This window comes from Actinokineospora sp. NPDC004072, assembly GCF_053604195.1.
The window spans coordinates 40,259-60,038 of the sequence record NZ_JBSGHB010000018.1 but is presented as its reverse complement, the minus strand read 5'-3'; the positions used below and the strand labels follow the sequence as shown (position 1 = coordinate 60,038).

Sequence of the window (19,780 nt, the reverse complement as noted above, 5' to 3'; positions counted from 1 at the left end):
CGGTGGGCGGCCTTTCGCTTTGCCCGCAAGCCGTAGCGCCGTGACTTCCCCACGCGATTGTCCAGTTGATGTGCCGGGAGGTCACCATGAGGCGCGTGGTCGTCATCGCCGCGGTCCTGTTCCTGGTCGGCGCGCCCGCGGCGGCGCAGGGTCCGCCCGTGGCGATCGTCGGCGACGATCCGGTCCGCGTCTCGGCCGAGCCGGTCGAGGTCGAGGTCGTGAACAACGGCGTGGCCGACGTGCCCGTGACCGTGGAGGCCGCGGCGCTGTCGGACGCGCAGGCCGTCGTGCCCGTGGAGGTGCAGGCGGCGCAGGTGATCCCGGCAGCGGGGTCCATCCGGGTGGTCCTCACCTCGTCCGGGGCGGACGGCGAGGGCTGGCTGGTCGTGCGGACGGAGTCCTCGGTCATCCGGCGGGCGATCACCGTCGGCGGGGCCCGCACCGCGGTGGCGGCGTGGTCGGCGGACTGGACCCGCTGGACGGGGTTCGGCGACGACTCCCTGCCGGGGCGGATCCCGGCGACCTGCGCCGCCGGGGCCACGGCCAGCACGACGCTCGTCTCCGGCGACGACACCGCCACGCTGACGGCGACCTGCACCGGCGACGCCTACACCCTCGCCATGACCGACGTGCGCGCCGCGGGGGCGTCGCTGGGCGCCGGCGAGTACCAGGGCACGCTCGACGTCGGCGGGTCGGAGGTCGCGGTCACCGTCAAGCGGTCGGCCCCGGTCCTGCTGGCCGTCGCGCTGCTGCTCGCCGGGACCGTCGCCGCGCTCGGCGCGCAGACCTGGATCGCCGACCGCAGGCCGCTGCGCCAGCGCCGCGCCGAGGTCGCCCGGATCACCGCGCCCGCGGGCGGGGTCGCCGACCGGGTGATCACCGCGGCCAAGGCCGACCTCGACGCCCGGCTCGCGGCGATCCACCCCGGCGGCAGGCTGCGCAGGAGCCTGCTGTTCTGGCTGCCCTGGCCGGACGGGTTCGCCGCGGGCGAGCTGGCCGCGATCGACGCCGAGATCGCCCAGCTCGGGCAGATCACCGCCCGCCACCCCGGCTACACCGCGGGCCTGGCGACGCTGGCCGCCAACCGGCCGCTGCTGGAGCGGCGGGCGCCGGGCGTGCTGGACCGGCTGGACGAGCTCACCGCGCCGCCACTCGACCTGGCTCCCGCCGAGCTCGTCGAGCACATCACCGACGCCGAGCACGCCCAGCCGCTCGTCGACGTCGCCACCGAGCTGGACGCGCTGTGGGCGGTGATCTGCGACCCCGACCCCGCGATCGGGCGCGAGCACGTCGACGCGGCGCACCTGCGGTACCGGGAGCTGCGCGCCCGGGTGGCCCGGCTGACCCGGCCCGCCGAGGTGGCCGAGCTGCGCGGGGTGCTGGCCGAGGTCGTCGCGCTGGTCGACCGGCTGCGCCCGGACGCCGAGCTGGCCGACGACGCCGACCGCGGCCAGGAGGTGGCCGTGCTCGGCGTCGGGGTCGGCAGCGGCATGCTCGACCGGGCCAAGCGGTTCATGGCCGCGGTGGCGCGCGGGACCGACCGGATGGCCGTGCGGGACAGCGCCGTCGCGGTGGTCGTCGCGCTGGTCGCCTTGTGGGGCGGGCTGTCCGCGCTGTACGTCGGCGCGGTGTGGGGAAGCGCCTGGGATCTGGTGACCGCGGCGGTGTGGGGATTCGGCGCGGTAACCGTTGCGGCACCGCTGGTGACCGCGCTCAAGCGGATTGGTTCCACGAGCCGGGAATAGCAAGCCGACATCCGAGTGAATCTGTGCTTTGCGCCACCGTTCGCCGTTGGTGAACAGCGGCTGACGCGGCATTGCGCAGATCTTGGTTGCGGTGCGTAGTTTCGCCTGGACCTGGGCATCTTCGGGTGTTCGGGAGTGCGTTAAGCAACCGTGACTCGGTCATGTCCAGGCAATGGGAACACTGCCATTCGGCCGCGCGTCTGTAAGAGTAGGAAGCGCGACCGCGGCGGCAACCGCGGACGCGCCTAAGGGCACCGGAGCCACCTGGTGCCGGGACGGAGGGAGAACTCCCATGACGACACAGACGCTCACCCGCCCCGAGCTGACCGCTGCCGACCGCTGCGACCGCTGCGGCGCGGCCGCGAAGGTTCGCGCCGTTCTCCCCTCCGGGGGCGAGCTGCTGTTCTGCAACCACCACGCGCGCGCTCACTCCGACCGCCTGCGTGAGCTGTCGGCTCAGCTCGAGGGCTGAAAATCTCCTGACGTCCACCGCACGGGCGGCGTCCCCAACCGGGGCCGCCGCCCGTCCTGTGTCCGCCAGCCTGCCCGACCCCGCTGATCTCCCCCTGATCAGCCCCCAGCCGCCGCGAGCATCCGACTTCCCAGGCTGCACCGCCCGACTTGGCTGACCCCCGCCGGCTAGACCGCGCCGAGCACGGGCTCGAAGGCCAGTTCGGCGGCGCCGATCAGCTTGCAGTCCGTGCCCAGGGTGGAGGCGAGGATGCGGGTGCCGCCGATCGCGCGGCTGACGAGGCTGCGTTTGCCGACTTCCGCGCCGACCCGCTGGACCAGCGGTGGCGGCAGGGATGTGAACAGGTCGCCCAGGACCACCAGTTCCGGGCTGAAGGCGTTGACCACGTTGACCAGCCCCAGCACCAGCCATTCGCCGAAGTCGGCGAGTGTGCGCTCGGCTTCGTCGGGCGCGGCTGACAGGGAGCGCAGGGCGGCCACCACCGCGCCGCGCGGGGAGCCCTCCGCCAGGCCCAGCGCCCGGCAGAGGGCCAGTTCGCCGACTTCGGTCTCCCAGCAGCCGCGGCTGCCGCAGTAGCAGGGCCGACCGGTCGGGTTGACCACCATGTGGCCCAGCTCGCCGACGTAGCCCGCGGTGCCGCTGAGGGTCGAGCCGCCGGAGATCACGCCGCCGCCGACGCCGATGTCGGCCGAGACGTAGACCGCGTCCAGCGAGCCGCGGGCCACCCCGCGCAGGTGCTCGGCCAGGGCGGCGATCTCGGCGTCGTTGCCGACGCGCACCGGCACGCCGAGCGCGGCGGTCAGGCGCTCGCCCAGCGGCACGCCCGTCCAGTGCAGGTTGGGGGCCTCGTGGACGAAGCCGTCGGAGCGGCGCACGACGCCGGGGACGGAGACGCCCGCGGCGATCGTGCGCACGTCCAGCTCGTCGGCCAGCACCCGGACCGACTCGATGACGTGCGTGATCACCTCGTCGGGCTCGCGGGCCTTGCCGCGCAGGTTCCAGCTGTCGCGGCCCAGCATCTCCCCGCCCAGGCCGACCAGGGCCATCGCCACCTGCTCGACCCGGATGTCGACGGCCAGCACCACCGCGGCCAGCGGCTGCGGCAGCACCAGCAGCGACGGCCTGCCCGCGCCGGAGCGGGCCCGGGGGACCCGCTCGGCCACCACCCCGCTCTCGGCCAGCCCGTCGACCAGCGCCTTGATGGTGCTGCGGTTGAGACCCAGCTCGGTGGCCAGGGCCGCGCGGGTGGTCGGGCCCCCGATGTGCAGGCGGCGCAGCAGCGCCGTGCGGTTGTGCCTGCGCACCTCGTCGGGTCGCGCGCCCGCCGTCGGTGTGCTGGTCACGTCGTTCTCCTCCGGCTACCTGCTCGCCACCGCGGCCCGCCTGCGGGACAGCGCGTCCACGGTCGCCGCGAGCAACAGTACGAGGCCCGTCACGATGTTCACCACCGCGGCGGGCTGCTCCAGCAGGCCGAGCCCATTCTCCACAGTGGCCAGCACCAGCCCGCCGACCACGGCGTGGAAGACCTTGCCGCGCCCGCCGAACAGCGACGTGCCGCCGATGACCGCCGCGCCGACCGCGAAGAGCAGCGTGTTCAGCCCGCCCGCCTGCGGGTCGACCGAGCCGACCTTGGACGAGTACACGATCGCACCCACGGCCGCCGCCGACGAGGCGACCACGAAGACGCTGGCCCGGATCTTGCTCACATTGATGCCCGCGCGGCGGGCGGCCTCGGCGTTGCCGCCCACGGCGTAGATGTGGCGGCCGTAGCGGGTGCGGTTGAGCACGTAGGTGCCGACGACCAGCAGCGCGAGCACGATCGGCACCACGTACGGCACGCCCTCGATGACGACCGTCGGGTTGGGCGAGCGGTTGAGGCACAGCGCCCAGGTCGCGGCCGCGCCGATCACCGCGACCGCGCCGACCTTCGCCGCGACGACCGGCGTCGGCGGGGTCACCAGGCCGCGGCTGGACCGCAGGAAGTGCTCGCCGAGCACCACCGCGGCGTACCCGCCCGCGGCGACGGCGAGCAGCAGCCAGCTCCCCCACACCGGCAGGTTGCCGTTGGCCACGGCGAACAGCGTCGGCTGGGTGCCGATGCCGAACACCCCGCCCTCGCCGATGAACTGCAGGATCACGCCCTGCCAGGTGATGAACAGCGCCAGGGTCACCACGAACGACGGCATGCCGATCTTGGACACCAGGAAGCCGGTGATCACGCCGATGGCCGCGCCGACGGACAGGGCCAGCAGCATCTCGACCCACGGGTTCGGCGGCGCGCCGACCGCGGCGATGACCGCGGCGACGGCGGCGAACGCCGCGCCCGCCCAGATCCGCATGAGCACGGCCAGGGCGATGGCGACGAGCAGGCCGCCGACGAAGATGGCGAAGACCATCTCGCCCATGCCGCCGAGCAGGTTGCCCGAGCGGACGTAGTGCATGGCCATCACCGCGGCGCACACGCCGGACGCGGTGCCCGCCGACAGGTCGATCTCGCCGAGGAGCAGGACGAAGACCAGCCCCATGGCGATGATCATCTTGCCCGCGCCCTGGGCGAGCAGGTTGGCGACGTTGTCCAGGGTGAGGAAGTAGTCCGACAGCAGCGCGAACATCAGCACCAGGGCGACCAAGCCGAGGACGGCGGGCAGCGAGCCGAGGTCGCCGCCGCGCAGCCGCGCCGCGTAGTCGCGCACCGCCTCCCCGGTGGACTGCCTGGTGGTGTCGATGCCGAAGTCGGAGATCGCGCCGTCCTTCTTGGCGGCGACGGGGGTGTCGGTCATGGGTTGCTCCGGCTTCAGACGGTCGCGGCCTCGGGGCGGGCCAGGCCCAGCTCCCCCGATCGGCCCGCGGTGATCAGCTCGACGACCTGGGCGTGGGTGACGTCCCGGGTCGGCACCTCGGCGACCATGCGGCCGAGGTAGAGGGTGGCGATGCGGTCGGCAACGGCGAAGACGTCGGCCATGTTGTGGCTGATCAGGACCACGCCGAGGCCCTGCTCGGCCAGCCTGCGCACCAGGTCGAGCACCTGGCGGGTCTGCGCGACGCCCAGCGCCGCGGTCGGCTCGTCGAGCAGCACGACCTTGCTGTCCCAGAGGACGGCCTTGGCGATGGCGACGGTCTGGCGCTGCCCGCCGGAGAGCGCGGAGACGGGCGTGCGCACGGACTTGACGGTGCGCACCGACAGCGAGGCCAGCGTCTCGCGCGCGGCGCGCTCCATGTCGGCCTCGTCGAGCAGCCACGCCCCGCCGCGCTCGCGGCCGAGGAACATGTTCTGCACGATGTCGAGGTTGTCGGCCAGCGCGAGGTCCTGGTAGACGACCTCGATGCCGAGCTGGGCGGCCTCGCGCGGGCCGTGGATCTGCACGGGTCGCCCGTCGAAGCGGACCTGGCCGCTGTCGGCGGCGTGGATGCCCGCGATGCACTTGACCAAAGTGGACTTGCCTGCGCCGTTGTCGCCGACGAGCGCGGTGACCTCGCCTGCGCGGACGGTGAAGTCCACGTCGTGCAGCACGTGGACTGGCCCGAAGCTCTTGTTGAGCCCGGTGATCTCAAGGATGGGTTCGCTCATGGCCCGGATCTCCCAGGGGGGCCGTCCCCGGCCGCGCGGCCGGGGACGGCGCGGACGGACTAGCTGATGCCGAGCTCGGCGCAGACCGCGGCGAGGTCGCCGCCGCAGATGTCGGCCGCCGGGACGTAGCCCTCGTCGACGACCTGCTTGACGTTCTCCTTGGTGATCAGGATGGGATCGAGCAGCACCGACTTGACCGCGCGCTTGCCCACCGGGTCGTCGCTGCTCTGGGTGGCGATGGCGTCGGCGGCGGCCTTGTCGCCCTTGGCCAGGGCGGCGGCGAGCTTGGCGGTGTGCTCGGCCTCCAGCTTGATCGGCTTGAAGACCGTCATGTGCTGGTCGCCGCGCAGGATGGCCATGAGGCCGTCGGCGGTGGCGTCCTGGCCGGTCACCGGCACCTTGCCGTTGAGGCCGTTCTTGCGCAGCACGTTGATGACCGCGCCCGCGAGCCCGTCGTTGGCCGCGACCACGCCGTCGACCTTGCCGCCGTTGGCGGTGAGGATCTGCTCGAAGGTGACCCCGCCCTTCTGGTTGTCCCAGCCGTCGATGGCCTGCTCGCGGACGAGCTTGAGGGCGCCGGAGTCGTAGAGCGGCTGCAGGACGTTCTTCTGGCCCTTGGCGAACAGGGTGGCGTTGTTGTCGGTGGGCGCGCCCTCGATCATGATGACCTCGGCGCCCTTCTTGTCGGCCAGCGCGTCGGCGAGGCCGCGGCCCTGCAGCTCGCCGACCTTCACGTTGTCGAAGGAGACGTAGTAGTCCGACGAGCCGCCGAGGTTGAGCCGGTCGTAGTCGATGGTCGGGATGCCGCGCGCCTGGGCCTTCTTGGCGACCGCCGAGCCGACCTCGCTGTTGATCGAGGCGATGACCAGGACCTTCACCCCCTGGCTGATCATGCTGTCGGCGAGGGTGGTGAACTTCTGCACGTCGCCCTGGGCGTTCTGCACGTCGGCGTCGAGGCCCTCGGCGGCCATCGCGGCCTCGATCATGGGCTTGTCGAAGCCCTCCCAGCGCGCCGACGACGCGGTCTCCGGGAGGATCACCCCGACCTTCACGCCCTCCCCCGCCGGGGTCTGGGCCTGCGTCTGCCCGGGGTCGGTGGTGGGCGCCTGGTTGGCCCCGCACCCCGTCAGGGCGAGGGAAAGTCCCGCCGCCACCAGCGCCAGAGTCTTGCTGCGCATCGCTGTCCCTTCCACACTGGTCCCCGCGTGCGGCCACCGGGCCCGGGCGGCCGTCGGGTGAAATGTTGTGCGGCACAACATATGCCGCCGGGACGGGTGCGGCATACGGCACTGACTCGATTCAGACGGCCGGGCCGAGACACGGTTTGGCAACGGTCTCGATAGTCCAAGACCATCTGTAGCGGATCACCCCGCGATTGGCTACGGACAGCAAGCAGGGGTGGAGGCGGGGAACGGTCTTCTCGCTGACCGCCGTAGGCACGGGAGTTGCCGCCGCGGGTTCGTCCCGGGAGCCGCAGTTGTCGCGCGAGCCGCCGCGGGAGGTGCCGCAGGGGCGGTTCGTCCCGCCGAACCGCGGTGGTCGCACGGGCGGTAGCCGCGGGAGTTGCAGGGGTGGTTGCCGCCGCGGTGGTCGCGGTCGATGCCGCCTAGACGCGCGGGCGGGAGGCGCCCCGCCCGGTCACCACGACCGGAGGGTGGCGATGCGCTCCTCCAGCTGCTCCACCGTCGCCATCGCGGTCGGCGGGCCGCCGCAGACGCGGCGCAGCTCGTTGTGGATGGCGCCGTGGGACTTGCCCGTGCGGTGGTGGGTCATGCCGACCAGGGCGTTCAGCTCCTTGCGGAGGGCGGCGAGGCGTTCGGCGGTGCTCTGCGGGCGCGGGGGCGGCGGGGGCGCGGCCGGGGCCTTCGGCGCGGCGGTGCGCGCGGCGAGCTGCTCCTCCTGGCGCTTGCGCAGCAGGGCCCGCACCTGGTCGGGCTCCAGCAGGCCCGGCAGGCCCAGGAACTCCTGCTCCTCGGCCGAGCCCGCGAAGGCCGCCGTGCCGAACGAGGAGCCGTCGTAGATCACCTGGTCCAGTTCGGCGGAGGCGCCCAGGGCGGTGAACGCCTTCTCTTCCTCGCCCAGCTCGTCCTTGGTCCGGTTCGCGTCGGCCAGCAGGCCGTCGTCCCAGCCCTCGTTCTCCCGGTGCGGCTTGCCCAGCACGTGGTCGCGCTCGGCCTCCAGCTGGCTGGCCAGGTCCAGCAGCACCGGCACCGAGGGCAGGAACACGCTGGCCGTCTCCCCCGGCCTGCGCGCCCGCACGTAGCGGCCGATGGCCTGGGCGAAGAACAGCGGGGTCGACGCCGAGGTGGCGTACACCCCGACCGACAGCCGGGGCACGTCCACGCCCTCGGACACCATCCGGACCGCGACCAGCCACCGCGAGGTCGACGCGGCGAACTCGGCGATGCGGCCGGAGGCCTTCGGGTCGTCGGAGAGCACCAGGGTCGGGTCCTCGCCGGTGATCGAGCCGAGGATCTTGGCGTAGGCGCGCGCCGACTCCTGGTCCGAGGCGATCACCAGGCCGCCGGCGTCCGGCACGTTCTGCCGGACCTGGGTCAGCCGCACGTCGGCCGCGCCGAGCACCGACGGGATCCACTCCCCCGCGGGGTCCAGCGCGGTGCGCCAGGCGCGGGCGGTCTGCTCGGCCGTCATCGGCTCGCCGAGGCGGGCGGTGAACTCCTCGCCCGCGCTGGTGCGCCAGGACGCCTCGCCGGAGTAGGCCAGGAAGATCACCGGGCGCACGACGCCGTCGCGCAGCGCGTCGGCGTAGCCGTAGGTGTGGTCGGCGCGGCTGCGCATGAAGCCCGCGCCGTCGGGCTCGTACTCCACGAACGGGATCGGGGAGTCGTCGCTGCGGAAGGGCGTGCCGGTCAGGGCCAGCCGCCGCACGGCCGGGGTGAACGCCTCGCGGACCGCCTCGCCCCAGCTCTTGGCGTCGCCGCCGTGGTGGATCTCGTCGAGGATCACCAGCGTCTTGAACTGCTCGGTCCGCACCCGGTGCAGCGACGGGTGGGCGGCCACCTGGGCGTAGGTCACCGCGACGCCGCGGAAGTCGCGGGAGGTCGCGCCCATCGCGTTGGTGAAGTTCGAGTCGATCGGGATGCCCGCCGCGGCCGCCGACTGCGCCCACTGGTGCTTGAGGTGCTCGGTCGGGGCCACGATCACGACCCGCTCGACCGTGCGGTCGGCCAGCAGCTCGGCGGCGATCCGCAGGCCGAAGACGGTCTTGCCCGCGCCGGGGGTCGCCACGGCGAGGAAGTCCTTGGGCTTGCGGGTGAGGTACTTGGTCAGCGCGCGCCGCTGCCAGTCGCGCAGCGGACGGGCGGCCGGGGCCGCCGTGGTGTCCGGTTCCGCTTCCGCCTGGGTCACGCCGCTCCCTCTCCCGGTAGTGCCCAGAACCCCCCGGACACGACAACGCCCTCAGCGGAGTCCGACGAGGGCACCCCAGAGAGTACCCGGGCCCGCGCGGACACGCGGACCGGAGTTTGCGCGGTAGTCGGGCCGAACGGCCGCCGATGGGACATGCTTGTCACCGGAATGAGCACCCAGGCAGCCACCCCAGCGAAGGTCGCGCGACGGCGCGGCCTCGTGCGGCACACGCTGTCCAAGGCGTGGAGCGGCAACCTGTTCTCCGAGGCGGCCGAGGCGGCGTTCTGGCAGGTCCTGTCGCTGCCGCCGCTGCTGCTCGGGCTGCTGGGCATGCTCGGATTCGTCGCCGACTGGCTGGGCCAGGACGTGACCAGGGCGGTCGAGGCCGACATCATCGGCATCTCGCGGACGGCCTTCAGCGAGAGCGTCGTGACCCAGATCATCCAGCCGACCGTCTCCGACATCCTCAACGTCGGGCGCGGCGAGATCGTCTCCGTCGGCTTCCTCATCTCGCTGTGGGCGGGCTCGTCGGCGATGTCGTCGTTCGTCGACGCGATCACCGTGGCCCACGGGCAGTACGGGGTGCGCGGCGACGTGTGGCAGCGGGTGTTCTCCCTGCTGCTGTACATGGCGAGCCTGCTGCTGCTGATCATCGGCCTGCCGGTGCTGGCGCTGGGCCCGGACATCCTGCCCAACCTCTTCCCCGCGTCCTGGCGGCCGACGATCGCGGGGTGGCTGGCCATCGCCTACTACCCGGCGATCGGGGTGATCCTGGTGCTGGCGCTGGCCACGCTCTACAAGCTCGCGCTGCCGCGCAAGCTGCCCTGGCACCGCCTCCTGCCGGGGGCGGCGCTGGCGATGGTGGTGTTCCTGGCCTCCAGCATCGGCCTGCGCCTCTACATCGGCTGGATCACCACCACCGGCTACACCTACGGCGCGCTGGCCACCCCGATCGCGTTCCTGCTCTTCGCCTTCTTCATCGGCCTGGCGATCACCCTCGGCGCCTACTTCAACGCCGCCATCCAGGACATGTGGCCCGCGAAGATGACCAAGCGCCAGCGCCGCAGGTGGCGGCGGCTGGAGATGGAGCGGGCCAACGAGCGCAGGCGGGCCGAGGAGTCGCGGCGGGCGTGGCGGCCCGGCGGCGAGCCAGCGGCCAACGGCGCCGGGCCCCCGGACGAGCCGGGCGAGCCGGACCCCGAGCCCGCCGAACCGGACCGCGGGCGGCGCCCTGCCCAGCCCTAGGGCTTCATCCGCTCGTAGATCTTCTTGCACTCCGGGCAGACCGGCGAGCCGGGCTTGGGCGACTTCGTCACCGGGAAGACCTCACCGCAGAGCGCCACGACCATGGTCCCCATGACCGCGCTCTCCACGACCTTGTCCTTGCGGACGTAGTGGAACATCTTCGGCGTGTCGTCGCCGGTGGTGTCGGTGCCCTCCGGACGGGTGTCGACCTCGGGGAGGGTCTGGGTGGGTGCGCTCACCCCTCCATGATGCCTCACCCGGGGTGCGGGCAGCCGCGCCCATCACCGATGATGACTCGTCGTGAGCATCGAACTTTCCGCCGAGGTCGCCGCCGCGCTGGCCGACGGCACACCCGTGGTCGCCCTGGAGAGCACCCTGCTGGCCCACGGCCTGCCCGCGGGCCGCAACCACGAGGTGGGTGTCCGCCTCGAGGAGATCGTGCGGGCGGCGGGCGCGGTCCCGGCCACCATCGCGGTCCTCGACGGCGCCGCCCGCATCGGCCTGTCGGCCGAGCAGCTGGCCCGGGTGTGCGAGGGCGACCTGCTGAAGCTGTCCCTGCGCGACCTCGGCCCGGCCTTCGCCCTGGGCCGCGACGGCGCGACCACGGTGGCGAGCACCGCGGCGCTGGCCCACCGGGCCGGGATCGGCGTGTTCGCCACCGGCGGGCTGGGCGGGGTCCACCTGTCCATGCCGGGCGAGCAGGGCTGGGACGTCTCGGCCGACCTCGACGTGCTGGCCTCCACGCCGGTGGTCGTGGTCTGCTCCGGGGTCAAGTCCGTGCTGGACATCGCGGCGACCGTCGAGGTGCTGGAGACCCGCTCGGTGCCCGTGCTGGGCTACCGCACCGACCGCTTCCCGGCCTTCTACCGGCGCGAGTCCGCCTTCAGCGTGCCTTGGCGGGTGGAGACCCCCGATGAGGTGGCCGCCGTCACCGCCGCGCACCGGGAGCTGGGCGGCAGCGGCGTGCTGCTGGTCAACCCGGTGCCCGCCGAGTTCGAGATGGACAGCGACCTGCACCACCGGCTGCTGACCGACGGCATGGCGCTGCTGCGCGAGCGCGGCGTGCGCGGCAAGGACGTGACGCCGGTGCTGCTGGAGCACTTCCACTCGGCCAGCGAGGGCGTCAGCCTGACGGCGAACATCGAGCTGGTGGCGGACAACACCCGGCTGGCCGCCGAGGTGGCCGTGGCTCAGTCCCGGCGGTAGAGCCGGGCGATCACGTCCTCGATCCCGGGCTCCTGCACCGACAGGTCGCGCAGCGGCACCGCGCGGGCGAGCGCGGCGACGACCTCGCCCGCCGCGGCGCCGTCGAGGGCCAGCCGGACCCGGCGCCCGTCGTTCTCCACGGCGGTGACCTGCGCGCCGGGCAGCGGCACGCCCGGCCACACCCCGTCGAGGTCGGCGACGACCTCGCGGCGGGAGCCGTGCCGGGCGTGCAGGTCCTCCAGGCTGCCGTCGTGCACCACGCGGCCGTGGTCGATGACCACCAGCCGCTTGCACAGCTTCTCGATGTCGGCCAGGTCGTGCGTGGTGAGCACCACGGTGGTCTCCCCGGCGGCCTGGACGTCGGCGAGGAACTCGCGGACGGCCTGCTTGCTGAGCACGTCGAGGCCGATGGTGGGCTCGTCGAGGAACAGCACCTCGGGGCCGTGCAGCAGGGCCGCGGTCAGCTCCCCGCGCATGCGCTGGCCGAGGGAGAGCTGGCGGACCGGGGTCTGGGCGAACTCGTCGAGGCCGAGCAGGTCGGCGCAGCGGCGCAGGCGGGCGGCGTGGTCGGCGGCGGGCACCTGGTAGATGTGGCGCAGCAGGCTGAACGACTCGGCCAGCGGCAGGTCCCACCACAGCTGCGAGCGCTGCCCGAAGACCACCCCGATGCGCCGGGCCAGGGCCACGCGCTGGGCGACCGGCTCCAGCCCGCACACCCGCACCCGGCCCGCGCTGGGGGTGAGCACGCCGGTCAGCATCTTGAGCGTGGTCGACTTGCCCGCGCCGTTGGGTCCGATGTAGCCCAGCAGCTCCCCGCGCCCGATGGCCAGGTCCACTCCGTCCACAGCGGACACCACGTGCTTCTCCCTGCGGAAGCGGCCGACCTTGCGGGCCACGGTGAAGTCCTTGCGCAGCCCCGATGCTTCGATGATCACGATCCCGTGCTCCGGTAGTGGCGGACGCCGACGCGCCAGACCGCGGCTGCGGCGGTGGCGGCGACCGCGGCGGTCAGCGGTGAGCACCAGCGCAGCCAGTCCGGCACGCCCATCGGGTCGGGCACGTCCAGCAGCGCGAGCGCGGGCAGGTAGGCGACGAAGGCGAACCCCGCGCCGAAGGCGAAGAAGCGGCCGAACGCCCCGCTGCCGTACATGGTCAGCGGGTAGGAGGTGAAGTCGCGGCCGCCGTAGGTGAAGGCGTTGGCGACCTCGCCGGACTCCACCCACCAGAACGCCACCGTCGCCCCGATGACGAACAGGCTGCCGAACAGCACCGCCCCGGCCACCGGCGCGACGACGGCGAGCAGGACCCGGCCGGGGCCCCAGTCGATCTCGGCGACGCCCAGGCCCAGGCCGTAGACGACCAGGCCCTGCACCACCCGGCCGAGCCGCCGGGGCGCGAAGTTGCCCGCCAGGATCTGGGCCAGCGCCGACAGCGGCCGCAGCAGGATCGCGTCGAACTCGCCGGTGCGGACCAGGGCGCGCAGCCGCTCGGCGTTGCCGAACACCGCGTCGGCCAGCGCGAAGGCGAGCGCGGCCAGCCCGGCGATGAGCAGCACCGCGGGCCCGCCGAAGCCGCCGAGCCCGCCGGTGACGGAGAACAGGATGAACACCGTGGCGATGTCCAGCGAGCTGACCAGCGTGCTGGCGACCAGGTCGATCGCGAAGGACATCCGGTACTGCGTCTGGCTGCGGACCTGGGCCAGCACGAGCCGCCAGTAGATCCCCGGGTCAGCCACCCTGCACCACCAGCTTCCTGGTCGCCCGCCGCTGCACGGCCCCGCAGGCGAGCAGCAGCGCGGCGGCCCAGCCGACCTGGCCCGCCAGGATCAGCAGGGGGTTGCCGCGCTCGACGGCGATGTCGGCGGTCGCCTGCAGCAGCGACGGGAACGGGGTCCCGACCCAGAGCCCGACGCGCAGCCACTCCGGCAGCACCGCCAGCGGGAAGTACAGCCCGCTGCCCACCGTGGCCAGCACGCCCCAGGCCGCGGTCGCGCCGCGGTTGTCCAGCAGCCAGAAGGAGGTCAGGCCGACCAGGTAGCGGCCTGCGAACCCGACAACGGCCGCGGCGAGGATGGACAGGACGATCAGGGCATAGGTGACCGGGCTGCGCGGCAGGTGCAGCTCGAAGAAGACCAGACCGGCGGCGACCGGCACGAGGAAGCGGGTCAGCATGGCGAACCCGGCCCGGCCGATGTCGGTCCACAAGTAGGTCCACAGTGGATTGATGGGCCGAAACAGGTCGGTCACGATGTCGCCGCTGCGCACCCGCTCGGCGATGTCGAGCGGGACCCACATGTTGACCACCGCGAGCATGCCCTGGCCGAGCCAGACGTAGGTGACCAGCTGGGCGCTGTCGTAGCCGCGCAGCAGCCCGCCCGCGCTCGCGGCCACCGAGAGCAGGATGTAGCAGCGCAGGAAGCCGAAGACGATGTTGGTGAACGCCCCCGCGAAGGTCGCCTGGCGGTAGGTGGCGTATCGGCGGAAGCCCGCGGTGATCAGGGCCCACGACGCGCGCGGCACAGCAGGAGCCTCCTGGGGCGTGGGTGGGGATCGAGTAGCTTTCTACCGCATCGCGGGATCCCCCGCAGCCGGATTTCTAAGGAGTCAGATGCGGGTCGTCGTCGTCGGGGACACGGCGCTGGATGTCGTCGCCCGGCCGGAGGGCGCGGTGCGCCACGGCCACGACACCCGCGGGCGCATCGCGCTGACCGCGGGCGGCGCGGGGGCGAACACCGCCGCCTGGCTGGCCCACCTGGGCGCCGAGGTGACCCTGGTCTCGCGGGTGGGCGCGGACGCGGCCGCCGGGCAGGCGCGGGAGGAGCTGGCCGGGCTGGGCGTGCGCTGCGCGTTCACCGAGGACCCGGCCGCCACCACGGGCTGCGTGGTCGTCCTGGTCGACCCGGACGGGCAGCGGACGATGGTGCCCGACCGCGGGGCCAACGCCCGGCTCCAGCCCTCCGACCTGGCCCCGGAGACCCTCGCCGACGCCGACCACCTGCACCTGTCCGGCTACGTGCTGCTGGACGCCTCGTCGCGGGCGGCGGGCCTGCACGCGCTGGCCGCCGCGAAGGCCGCGGGGCTGACCACCTCGGTGGACCCGCAGGCCGCGGCCCTGATCGAGGACCCGGCCGAGTTCCTGGGCTGGGTGCGCGGGGTCGACCTGCTGCTGCCCAACGCCGACGAGATGGCCGTGCTGGGCGCGGACGCGCTGGCGCACGTCGGCGCGGTGGCGGTGACGGCGGGCGGCGACGGCGCGAGCTGGGTCGACGCCTCGGGGACGGTCAGCGTGCCCGCGATGACCGTGGAGTGCGTCGACTCCACGGGCGCGGGCGACGCCTTCGACGCGGGCGTCCTGGTGGCATGGCTGAGCGGGGCCGACCCGCGGTCGGCCCTGGCGGCCGGGGTGGCGGCGGGCGCCGCGGCGGTGGGCCGCGTCGGCGCCCAGCCGGTCAGCCCGGCGAGCCGTCGATGACCTGCCGCGGCGCCGCTTCCAGCGCCGTGGCCTCGCGCTGGTAGCGGTTGACCTTCTCCGCCTTGCGGGGCGGGCGGTCGTTGGCGATCAGCACGGCCACCCACGGCAGCGGGATGGACAGGGCGACGAAGCCGAGCGCCAGCCACCAGGTCTGGTGGAACAGGCCTGCGAGCAGCAGGCAGGGCAGGCGCAGGGACATCATGACCATGTACTTGCGCTTGCGCGCGGCGAACTGGTCCTCGTACGAGGGCTCGGCCTCGGTGATCAGTACCGCGGTGTCGTCCCGGTCCGGAGTCTTCACGACACCACCTCCACATCAATGGTGCCACCCCGGCATGGCAGTTGGGCCATCCGGGTAGAGATGCATGGGGAAATCCACGGGCACCGGTACAAACGAGGGATGACGCTCGACATGGTCGAGACCCGACCGCGGGCGCTGCCGCCGCGCCCGGACACCCCGGCGCGCAGGCTGCGCCACCGCGTGACCGAGGCGAACCTGCTGCGGCACGTGAGCGGCCCGCAGCGGATCCTCGACGTGGCGGGCGGCGGCGGCAGCGAGGCCGTGCGGCTGGCGCTGGCCGGGCACGAGGTCACCGTGCTCGACCCCGCGGGCGCCATGCTCTGCTCGGCCAAGGCGCGCGCGGAGGAGCACGGCGTCGCCGAGCGGGTGCACATCGTGCAGGCCACCGCCGAGGACGCCCCCGAGCTGTTCGGCGAGCACGACTTCGACCTCGTCCTCTGCCACAACCTCGTGCACTTCGCCGACGACCGGCCCGCGCTGCTGCGCGCCCTGGCCGCTCCGCTGCGTGAGGGCGGGTTGCTCTCGGTGCTCGCGCCCAACCCCGCCTCCGCGCCCCTCTACGCCGCCCTGAAGCGCCACGACCCGGTCCGCGCGCTGCGCGAGGTCGACGCGGGCGCCTGCACCGCCGACGAGGTGCGCGCGGAGCTGGCCGCCGCGGGCGCCGAGGTGGTCGCCCGGTACGGGGTCAGCTGCGTGGCCGGGTACCTGCCCGCCGAGGAGCTGACCGCCGAGCTGGAGGAGCTGGAGCTGGAGCTGTCCACGCGCGAGCCGTACGTGCTCACCGCCCGCTACTTCCACCTGGTCGCCCACGTGTGATCATGCCCCGGTGAGGGCAGTCGCCGCCCGGGTCACCCGGGCCTCCGTGGTCGTTGAGGGCTCAATCGTCGGGCGCATCGAGGAACCCGGCCTGCTCGTCCTGCTCGGCGTGCACGTCGACGACGGCCCGGACAAGGCCGACGTGATGGCGCGCAAGTTGCACGAGTTGCGGATCCTGCGCGACGAGCAGTCCTGCGCGAGCGCGGGCGCGCCGCTGCTGGTGGTCAGCCAGTTCACCCTCTACGGGGCCACGCGGAAGGGCCGCAGGCCCTCCTGGACGGAGGCCGCGCGCCCCGAGCAGGCCGAGCCGTTGGTCGACGCGGTGGTCGCCGCGCTGCGGGCGCGGGGCGCCCGGGTGGAGACCGGTGTCTTCGGAGCCATGATGTCGGTGGAGAGCGTGAACGACGGTCCGTTCACGGTCCTGGTGGAGGTTTGACCGGTTTCCCCTGTCCCGGGTGGACGGTCGCGCATTCTCAGCGAAACCTCAGCCAAACCTGAACAACCCCCTGGTCACGGGGACCGTCATCACAGTGTGGGCGGGAACGATTCGGGACCCGCGCACGTTGGGAGAGGCAGAACCACCGCGACAGGGGGAGGAGCACCATGACGATCCCGCACCAGCGCGAGCCGGAAGTGGCCTACGAGGCGGACCTGGACGCGCAGGGGCCGGCCGCCGACCTGGTCCGCGTGTACCTCAACGGGATCGGCCGCACCGCGCTGCTCAGCGCCGAGGAGGAGGTGGAGCTGGCCAAGCGCATCGAGGCGGGGGTCTTCGCGCAGCACATGCTCGACACCGCCCCCGAGCTGGCGGCCGAGCGCCGCGGCGAGCTGCGGGCGCTGGTCCGCGACGGGCACCGGGCGAAGAACCACCTGCTGGAGGCCAACCTGCGGCTGGTCGTGTCGCTGGCCAAGCGCTACACCGGCCGCGGCATGCCGCTGCTTGACCTGATCCAGGAGGGCAACCTCGGCCTCATCCGCGCGGTGGAGAAGTTCGACTACACCAAGGGCTTCAAGTTCTCCACGTACGCGACCTGGTGGATCCGCCAGGCCATCACCCGCGGCATGGCCGACCAGGGCCGCACCATCCGGCTGCCGGTCCACCTGGTCGAGCAGGTGAACAAGCTGGCCAGGATCAAGCGCGACCTGCACCAGCAGCTGGGCCGCGACGCCACCACCGAGGAGCTGGCCCGCGAGGCGGGCATCGCCCCGGAGAAGGTGGCCGACCTGCTCGACCACGCGCGCGACCCGGTGAGCCTGGACATGCCCGTCGGCACCGAGGAGGACGCCCCGCTGGGCGACTTCATCGAGGACGGCGAGGCCACCGACGCCGAGACCGTGGTCATCTCCGGCCTGCTGCAGGAGGACATGCGCCGCGTGCTGGGCACCCTGGACGAGCGCGAGCAGTCGGTCATCCGGCTGCGCTACGGCCTCGACGACGGGCAGCCGCGCACGCTGGACCAGATCGGCAAGCGCTTCGGCCTCTCCCGCGAGCGGGTCCGCCAGATCGAGCGCGAGGTCATGTCCAAGCTGCGCCAGGGCGAGCGCGCGGAGAAGCTGCGGGCCTACGCCAGCTGACCTTCCCGGCCGCGCCGCAGGGGGCGCGGCCGGGAACTCGCGGGCCAGGAAGTCCGCCGCGTGGAGCAACCCATCCCGGTGCTGCTACGTCACTCAGATAGACGTTGACTTGTGATCGCCATCACGGCAGGGTCTAGCAATCACAGCTTCGCGGGCCGCCCCCAGGGACGGCCCGTTGCGACGGGAGGTCGGGACGGCCGGGGGCCGCCCCGGCCTTCCGGCTTTCCGGGGCAGGATCACCGGGCTTTCCGGGGCAGGATCACAGGGGGACGGCGGGCCCGGCGCGTGGTCAACGGGGTAGTTTCCAGGGCACCCCCCGGACGCGCGCAAGGGAGCCGCTGCACCGTGACCACCACCGCGAACTTCGACTACACCGACGTCCTCCCCACCGCCCCGGACCCCGCCACCGAGTACCGGCTGGTCAGCGCCGAGGGCGTGCGGGTCGTCGAGGCGGCGGGCAGGCGGTTCCTGGAGATCGAGCCCGCGGCGCTCACCACCCTCGCCAAAGAGGCGATCAAGGACATCCAGCACCTGCTGCGCCCCTCCCACCTGGCCCAGCTGCGGGCCATCGTCGACGACCCCGAGGCCAGCGGGAACGACCGGTTCGTGGCCACCGACCTGCTGCGCAACGCCTGCATCTCCGCGGGCGGCATCCTGCCGATGTGCCAGGACACCGGCACCGCGATCGTCATGGGCAAGCGCACCGAGAGCGTGCTGACCGGCGGCACCGACGAGCAGGCGATCGCCAGGGGCGTGTTCGAGGCCTACCAGGAGCTCAACCTCCGCTACTCGCAGATGGCCCCGGTGACGTTCTGGGACGAGAAGAACACCGGGACCAACCTGCCCGCCCAGATCGACATCCACACCAAGGCGGGCACCGACCCGGTCTACGAGTTCCTGTTCATGGCCAAGGGCGGCGGCTCGGCGAACAAGACCTTCCTCTACCAGGAGACCAAGGCCGTCCTGAACCCCAAGCGCCTGGCGGGCTTCCTCGACGAGAAGCTGCGCAGCCTGGGCACCGCGGCCTGCCCGCCCTACCACCTGGCCGTCGTGGTCGGCGGGCTCTCGGCCGAGCAGAACCTGAAGGTGGCCAAGCTGGCCTCCGCCCGCTACCTCGACACCCTGCCCACCGCGGGCTCCGCGCTGGGCCACGGCTTCCGCGACGTCGACCTCGAACAGCAGGTGCTGGCCATGACCAGGGAGTTCGGGATCGGCGCGCAGTTCGGCGGCAAGTACTTCTGCCACGACGTGCGGGTCGTCCGGCTGCCCCGGCACGGCGCGTCCTGCCCGGTCGGCATCGCGGTCAGCTGCTCGGCCGACCGCCAGGCCAAGGCGAAGATCACCCCGGAGGGCCTGTTCCTGGAGCAGCTGGAGCGCGACCCCGCCCGGTTCCTGCCCGAGGTCGAGGGCGCCGAGCTGTCCGACGAGGTCGTGCGCATCGACCTCACCCGGCCGATGGCCGAGATCCGGGAGACGCTGTCGCGGCTGCCGGTCAAGACCCGGCTGTCGCTGTCCGGGCCGCTGGTGGTGGCCAGGGACATCGCCCACGCCAAGATCAAGGAGCGGCTGGACGCGGGCGAGCCGATGCCGCAGTACCTGCGCGACCACCCGGTCTACTACGCGGGCCCGGCCAAGACCCCCGAGGGCTACGCATCGGGCTCCTTCGGGCCGACGACGGCAGGCCGCATGGACTCCTACGTCGAGCAGTTCCAGGCCGCGGGCGGGTCGCTGGTGATGCTGGCCAAGGGCAACCGGTCCAAGCAGGTCACCGACTCCTGCCAGCGCCACGGCGGCTTCTACCTGGGCTCCATCGGCGGCCCGGCGGCCCGGCTGGCCCAGGACTGCATCAAGAAGGTCGACGTGCTGGAGTACCCCGAGCTGGGGATGGAGGCGGTCTGGCGGATCGAGGTCGAGGACTTCCCCGCCTTCGTCGTCGTCGACGACAAGGGCAACGACTTCTTCGCGGGCACCGCGCAGCCCACCCTGCAGATCTCGTTCCGCCGCTAGCGGCA

19 protein-coding genes are annotated in these 19,780 nt (G+C 73.1%); 9 read left to right on the top strand and 10 right to left on the bottom strand.

The genetic code is table 11. The features are described 5' to 3' along the window. Positions 1-86 precede the first annotated feature (86 nt). Both ACWEPX_RS25215 and ACWEPX_RS25210 read left to right on the top strand, forming a co-directional pair. Positions 87-1,745, top strand: coding sequence for a hypothetical protein (locus tag ACWEPX_RS25215; RefSeq protein ID WP_451899711.1), 1,659 nt, complete (start codon positions 87-89; stop codon positions 1,743-1,745). A gap of 292 nt (positions 1,746-2,037) precedes the next feature. Next, positions 2,038-2,217 (top strand): DUF7455 domain-containing protein, encoded by a 180-nt coding sequence (locus tag ACWEPX_RS25210; protein ID WP_451899710.1) that lies wholly within the window; start codon positions 2,038-2,040, stop codon positions 2,215-2,217. Between the two features lie 167 nt (positions 2,218-2,384). On the opposite strand, the gene ACWEPX_RS25205 is transcribed toward ACWEPX_RS25210, so the two are convergent. The 5 genes from ACWEPX_RS25205 to ACWEPX_RS25185 form a co-directional block, all read right to left on the bottom strand. Beyond that, on the bottom strand, positions 2,385-3,560 hold the full coding sequence (locus ACWEPX_RS25205; RefSeq protein WP_451899709.1) for an ROK family protein: 1,176 nt from the start codon (positions 3,558-3,560) through the stop codon (positions 2,385-2,387). A 15-nt stretch (positions 3,561-3,575) separates the two neighbouring features. Continuing rightward, positions 3,576-4,997: a sugar ABC transporter permease gene (locus ACWEPX_RS25200; protein WP_451899708.1), complete on the bottom strand. Its 1,422-nt coding sequence runs from the start codon at positions 4,995-4,997 to the stop codon at positions 3,576-3,578. Positions 4,998-5,011: 14 nt separating this feature from the next. Next, positions 5,012-5,785, bottom strand: coding sequence for an ATP-binding cassette domain-containing protein (locus ACWEPX_RS25195; protein WP_451899707.1), 774 nt, complete (start codon positions 5,783-5,785; stop codon positions 5,012-5,014). Between the two features lie 59 nt (positions 5,786-5,844). After that, the gene (locus tag ACWEPX_RS25190; RefSeq protein ID WP_451899706.1) at positions 5,845-6,963 is read right to left on the bottom strand and encodes a sugar ABC transporter substrate-binding protein; all 1,119 of its coding nucleotides are present in this window, start codon (positions 6,961-6,963) and stop codon (positions 5,845-5,847) included. 460 nt (positions 6,964-7,423) lie between these two features. Then, the gene (locus ACWEPX_RS25185; RefSeq protein ID WP_451899705.1) at positions 7,424-9,154 is read right to left on the bottom strand and encodes a DEAD/DEAH box helicase; all 1,731 of its coding nucleotides are present in this window, start codon (positions 9,152-9,154) and stop codon (positions 7,424-7,426) included. A 168-nt stretch (positions 9,155-9,322) separates the two neighbouring features. On the opposite strand from ACWEPX_RS25185, the gene ACWEPX_RS25180 reads away from it, so the two are divergent. After that, entirely contained in the window at positions 9,323-10,399 is a 1,077-nt protein-coding gene (locus ACWEPX_RS25180; protein ID WP_451899704.1) for a YihY/virulence factor BrkB family protein, read from the top strand. On the opposite strand, the gene ACWEPX_RS25175 is transcribed toward ACWEPX_RS25180, so the two are convergent. Next, positions 10,396-10,638: a DUF3039 domain-containing protein gene (locus ACWEPX_RS25175; protein WP_451899703.1), complete on the bottom strand. Its 243-nt coding sequence runs from the start codon at positions 10,636-10,638 to the stop codon at positions 10,396-10,398. The genes ACWEPX_RS25180 and ACWEPX_RS25175 overlap by 4 nt on opposite strands. A 61-nt stretch (positions 10,639-10,699) precedes the next feature. On the opposite strand from ACWEPX_RS25175, the gene ACWEPX_RS25170 reads away from it, so the two are divergent. Continuing rightward, a complete protein-coding gene (locus ACWEPX_RS25170; protein WP_451899702.1) occupies positions 10,700-11,605 on the top strand; it encodes a pseudouridine-5'-phosphate glycosidase in 906 nt (301 codons plus the stop codon). On the opposite strand, the gene ACWEPX_RS25165 is transcribed toward ACWEPX_RS25170, so the two are convergent. The 3 genes from ACWEPX_RS25165 to ACWEPX_RS25155 are packed head-to-tail and all read right to left on the bottom strand — an operon-like array spanning position 11,590 to position 14,124. Beyond that, positions 11,590-12,540, bottom strand: coding sequence for an ABC transporter ATP-binding protein (locus tag ACWEPX_RS25165; protein ID WP_451899701.1), 951 nt, complete (start codon positions 12,538-12,540; stop codon positions 11,590-11,592). The genes ACWEPX_RS25170 and ACWEPX_RS25165 overlap by 16 nt on opposite strands. Further along, entirely contained in the window at positions 12,537-13,340 is an 804-nt protein-coding gene (locus ACWEPX_RS25160; RefSeq protein WP_451899700.1) for an ABC transporter permease, read from the bottom strand. Before ACWEPX_RS25160 ends, ACWEPX_RS25165 begins: the two co-directional genes overlap by 4 nt. Then, positions 13,333-14,124 (bottom strand): ABC transporter permease, encoded by a 792-nt coding sequence (locus tag ACWEPX_RS25155; protein ID WP_451899699.1) that lies wholly within the window; start codon positions 14,122-14,124, stop codon positions 13,333-13,335. The genes ACWEPX_RS25160 and ACWEPX_RS25155 overlap by 8 nt, the downstream gene beginning before the upstream one ends. Positions 14,125-14,212: 88 nt before the next feature. Between ACWEPX_RS25155 and ACWEPX_RS25150 the strand changes: the two genes are divergently transcribed. Then, positions 14,213-15,076 (top strand): carbohydrate kinase family protein, encoded by an 864-nt coding sequence (locus ACWEPX_RS25150; protein WP_451899698.1) that lies wholly within the window; start codon positions 14,213-14,215, stop codon positions 15,074-15,076. On the opposite strand, the gene ACWEPX_RS25145 is transcribed toward ACWEPX_RS25150, so the two are convergent. Then, positions 15,054-15,377: a DUF3099 domain-containing protein gene (locus ACWEPX_RS25145; protein WP_451899697.1), complete on the bottom strand. Its 324-nt coding sequence runs from the start codon at positions 15,375-15,377 to the stop codon at positions 15,054-15,056. The genes ACWEPX_RS25150 and ACWEPX_RS25145 overlap by 23 nt on opposite strands. A gap of 99 nt (positions 15,378-15,476) precedes the next feature. Between ACWEPX_RS25145 and ACWEPX_RS25140 the strand changes: the two genes are divergently transcribed. From ACWEPX_RS25140 to ACWEPX_RS25125, 4 genes are all read left to right on the top strand, one after another. Further along, positions 15,477-16,193 carry a class I SAM-dependent methyltransferase gene (locus tag ACWEPX_RS25140; RefSeq protein ID WP_451899696.1) on the top strand — a complete coding sequence of 239 codons (717 nt, stop codon included), beginning with the start codon at positions 15,477-15,479 and terminating at the stop codon, positions 16,191-16,193. Positions 16,194-16,203: 10 nt separating this feature from the next. Beyond that, the gene (gene dtd, locus ACWEPX_RS25135) at positions 16,204-16,629 is read left to right on the top strand and encodes a D-aminoacyl-tRNA deacylase (protein WP_451899695.1); all 426 of its coding nucleotides are present in this window, start codon (positions 16,204-16,206) and stop codon (positions 16,627-16,629) included. A 167-nt stretch (positions 16,630-16,796) separates the two neighbouring features. After that, positions 16,797-17,768, top strand: a complete 972-nt coding sequence (locus tag ACWEPX_RS25130) for a sigma-70 family RNA polymerase sigma factor (RefSeq protein WP_451899694.1) — start codon at positions 16,797-16,799, stop codon at positions 17,766-17,768. Positions 17,769-18,113: 345 nt separating this feature from the next. Then, positions 18,114-19,775 (top strand): fumarate hydratase, encoded by a 1,662-nt coding sequence (locus tag ACWEPX_RS25125; protein ID WP_451899693.1) that lies wholly within the window; start codon positions 18,114-18,116, stop codon positions 19,773-19,775. The last annotated feature ends 5 nt before the right edge of the window (positions 19,776-19,780 follow it).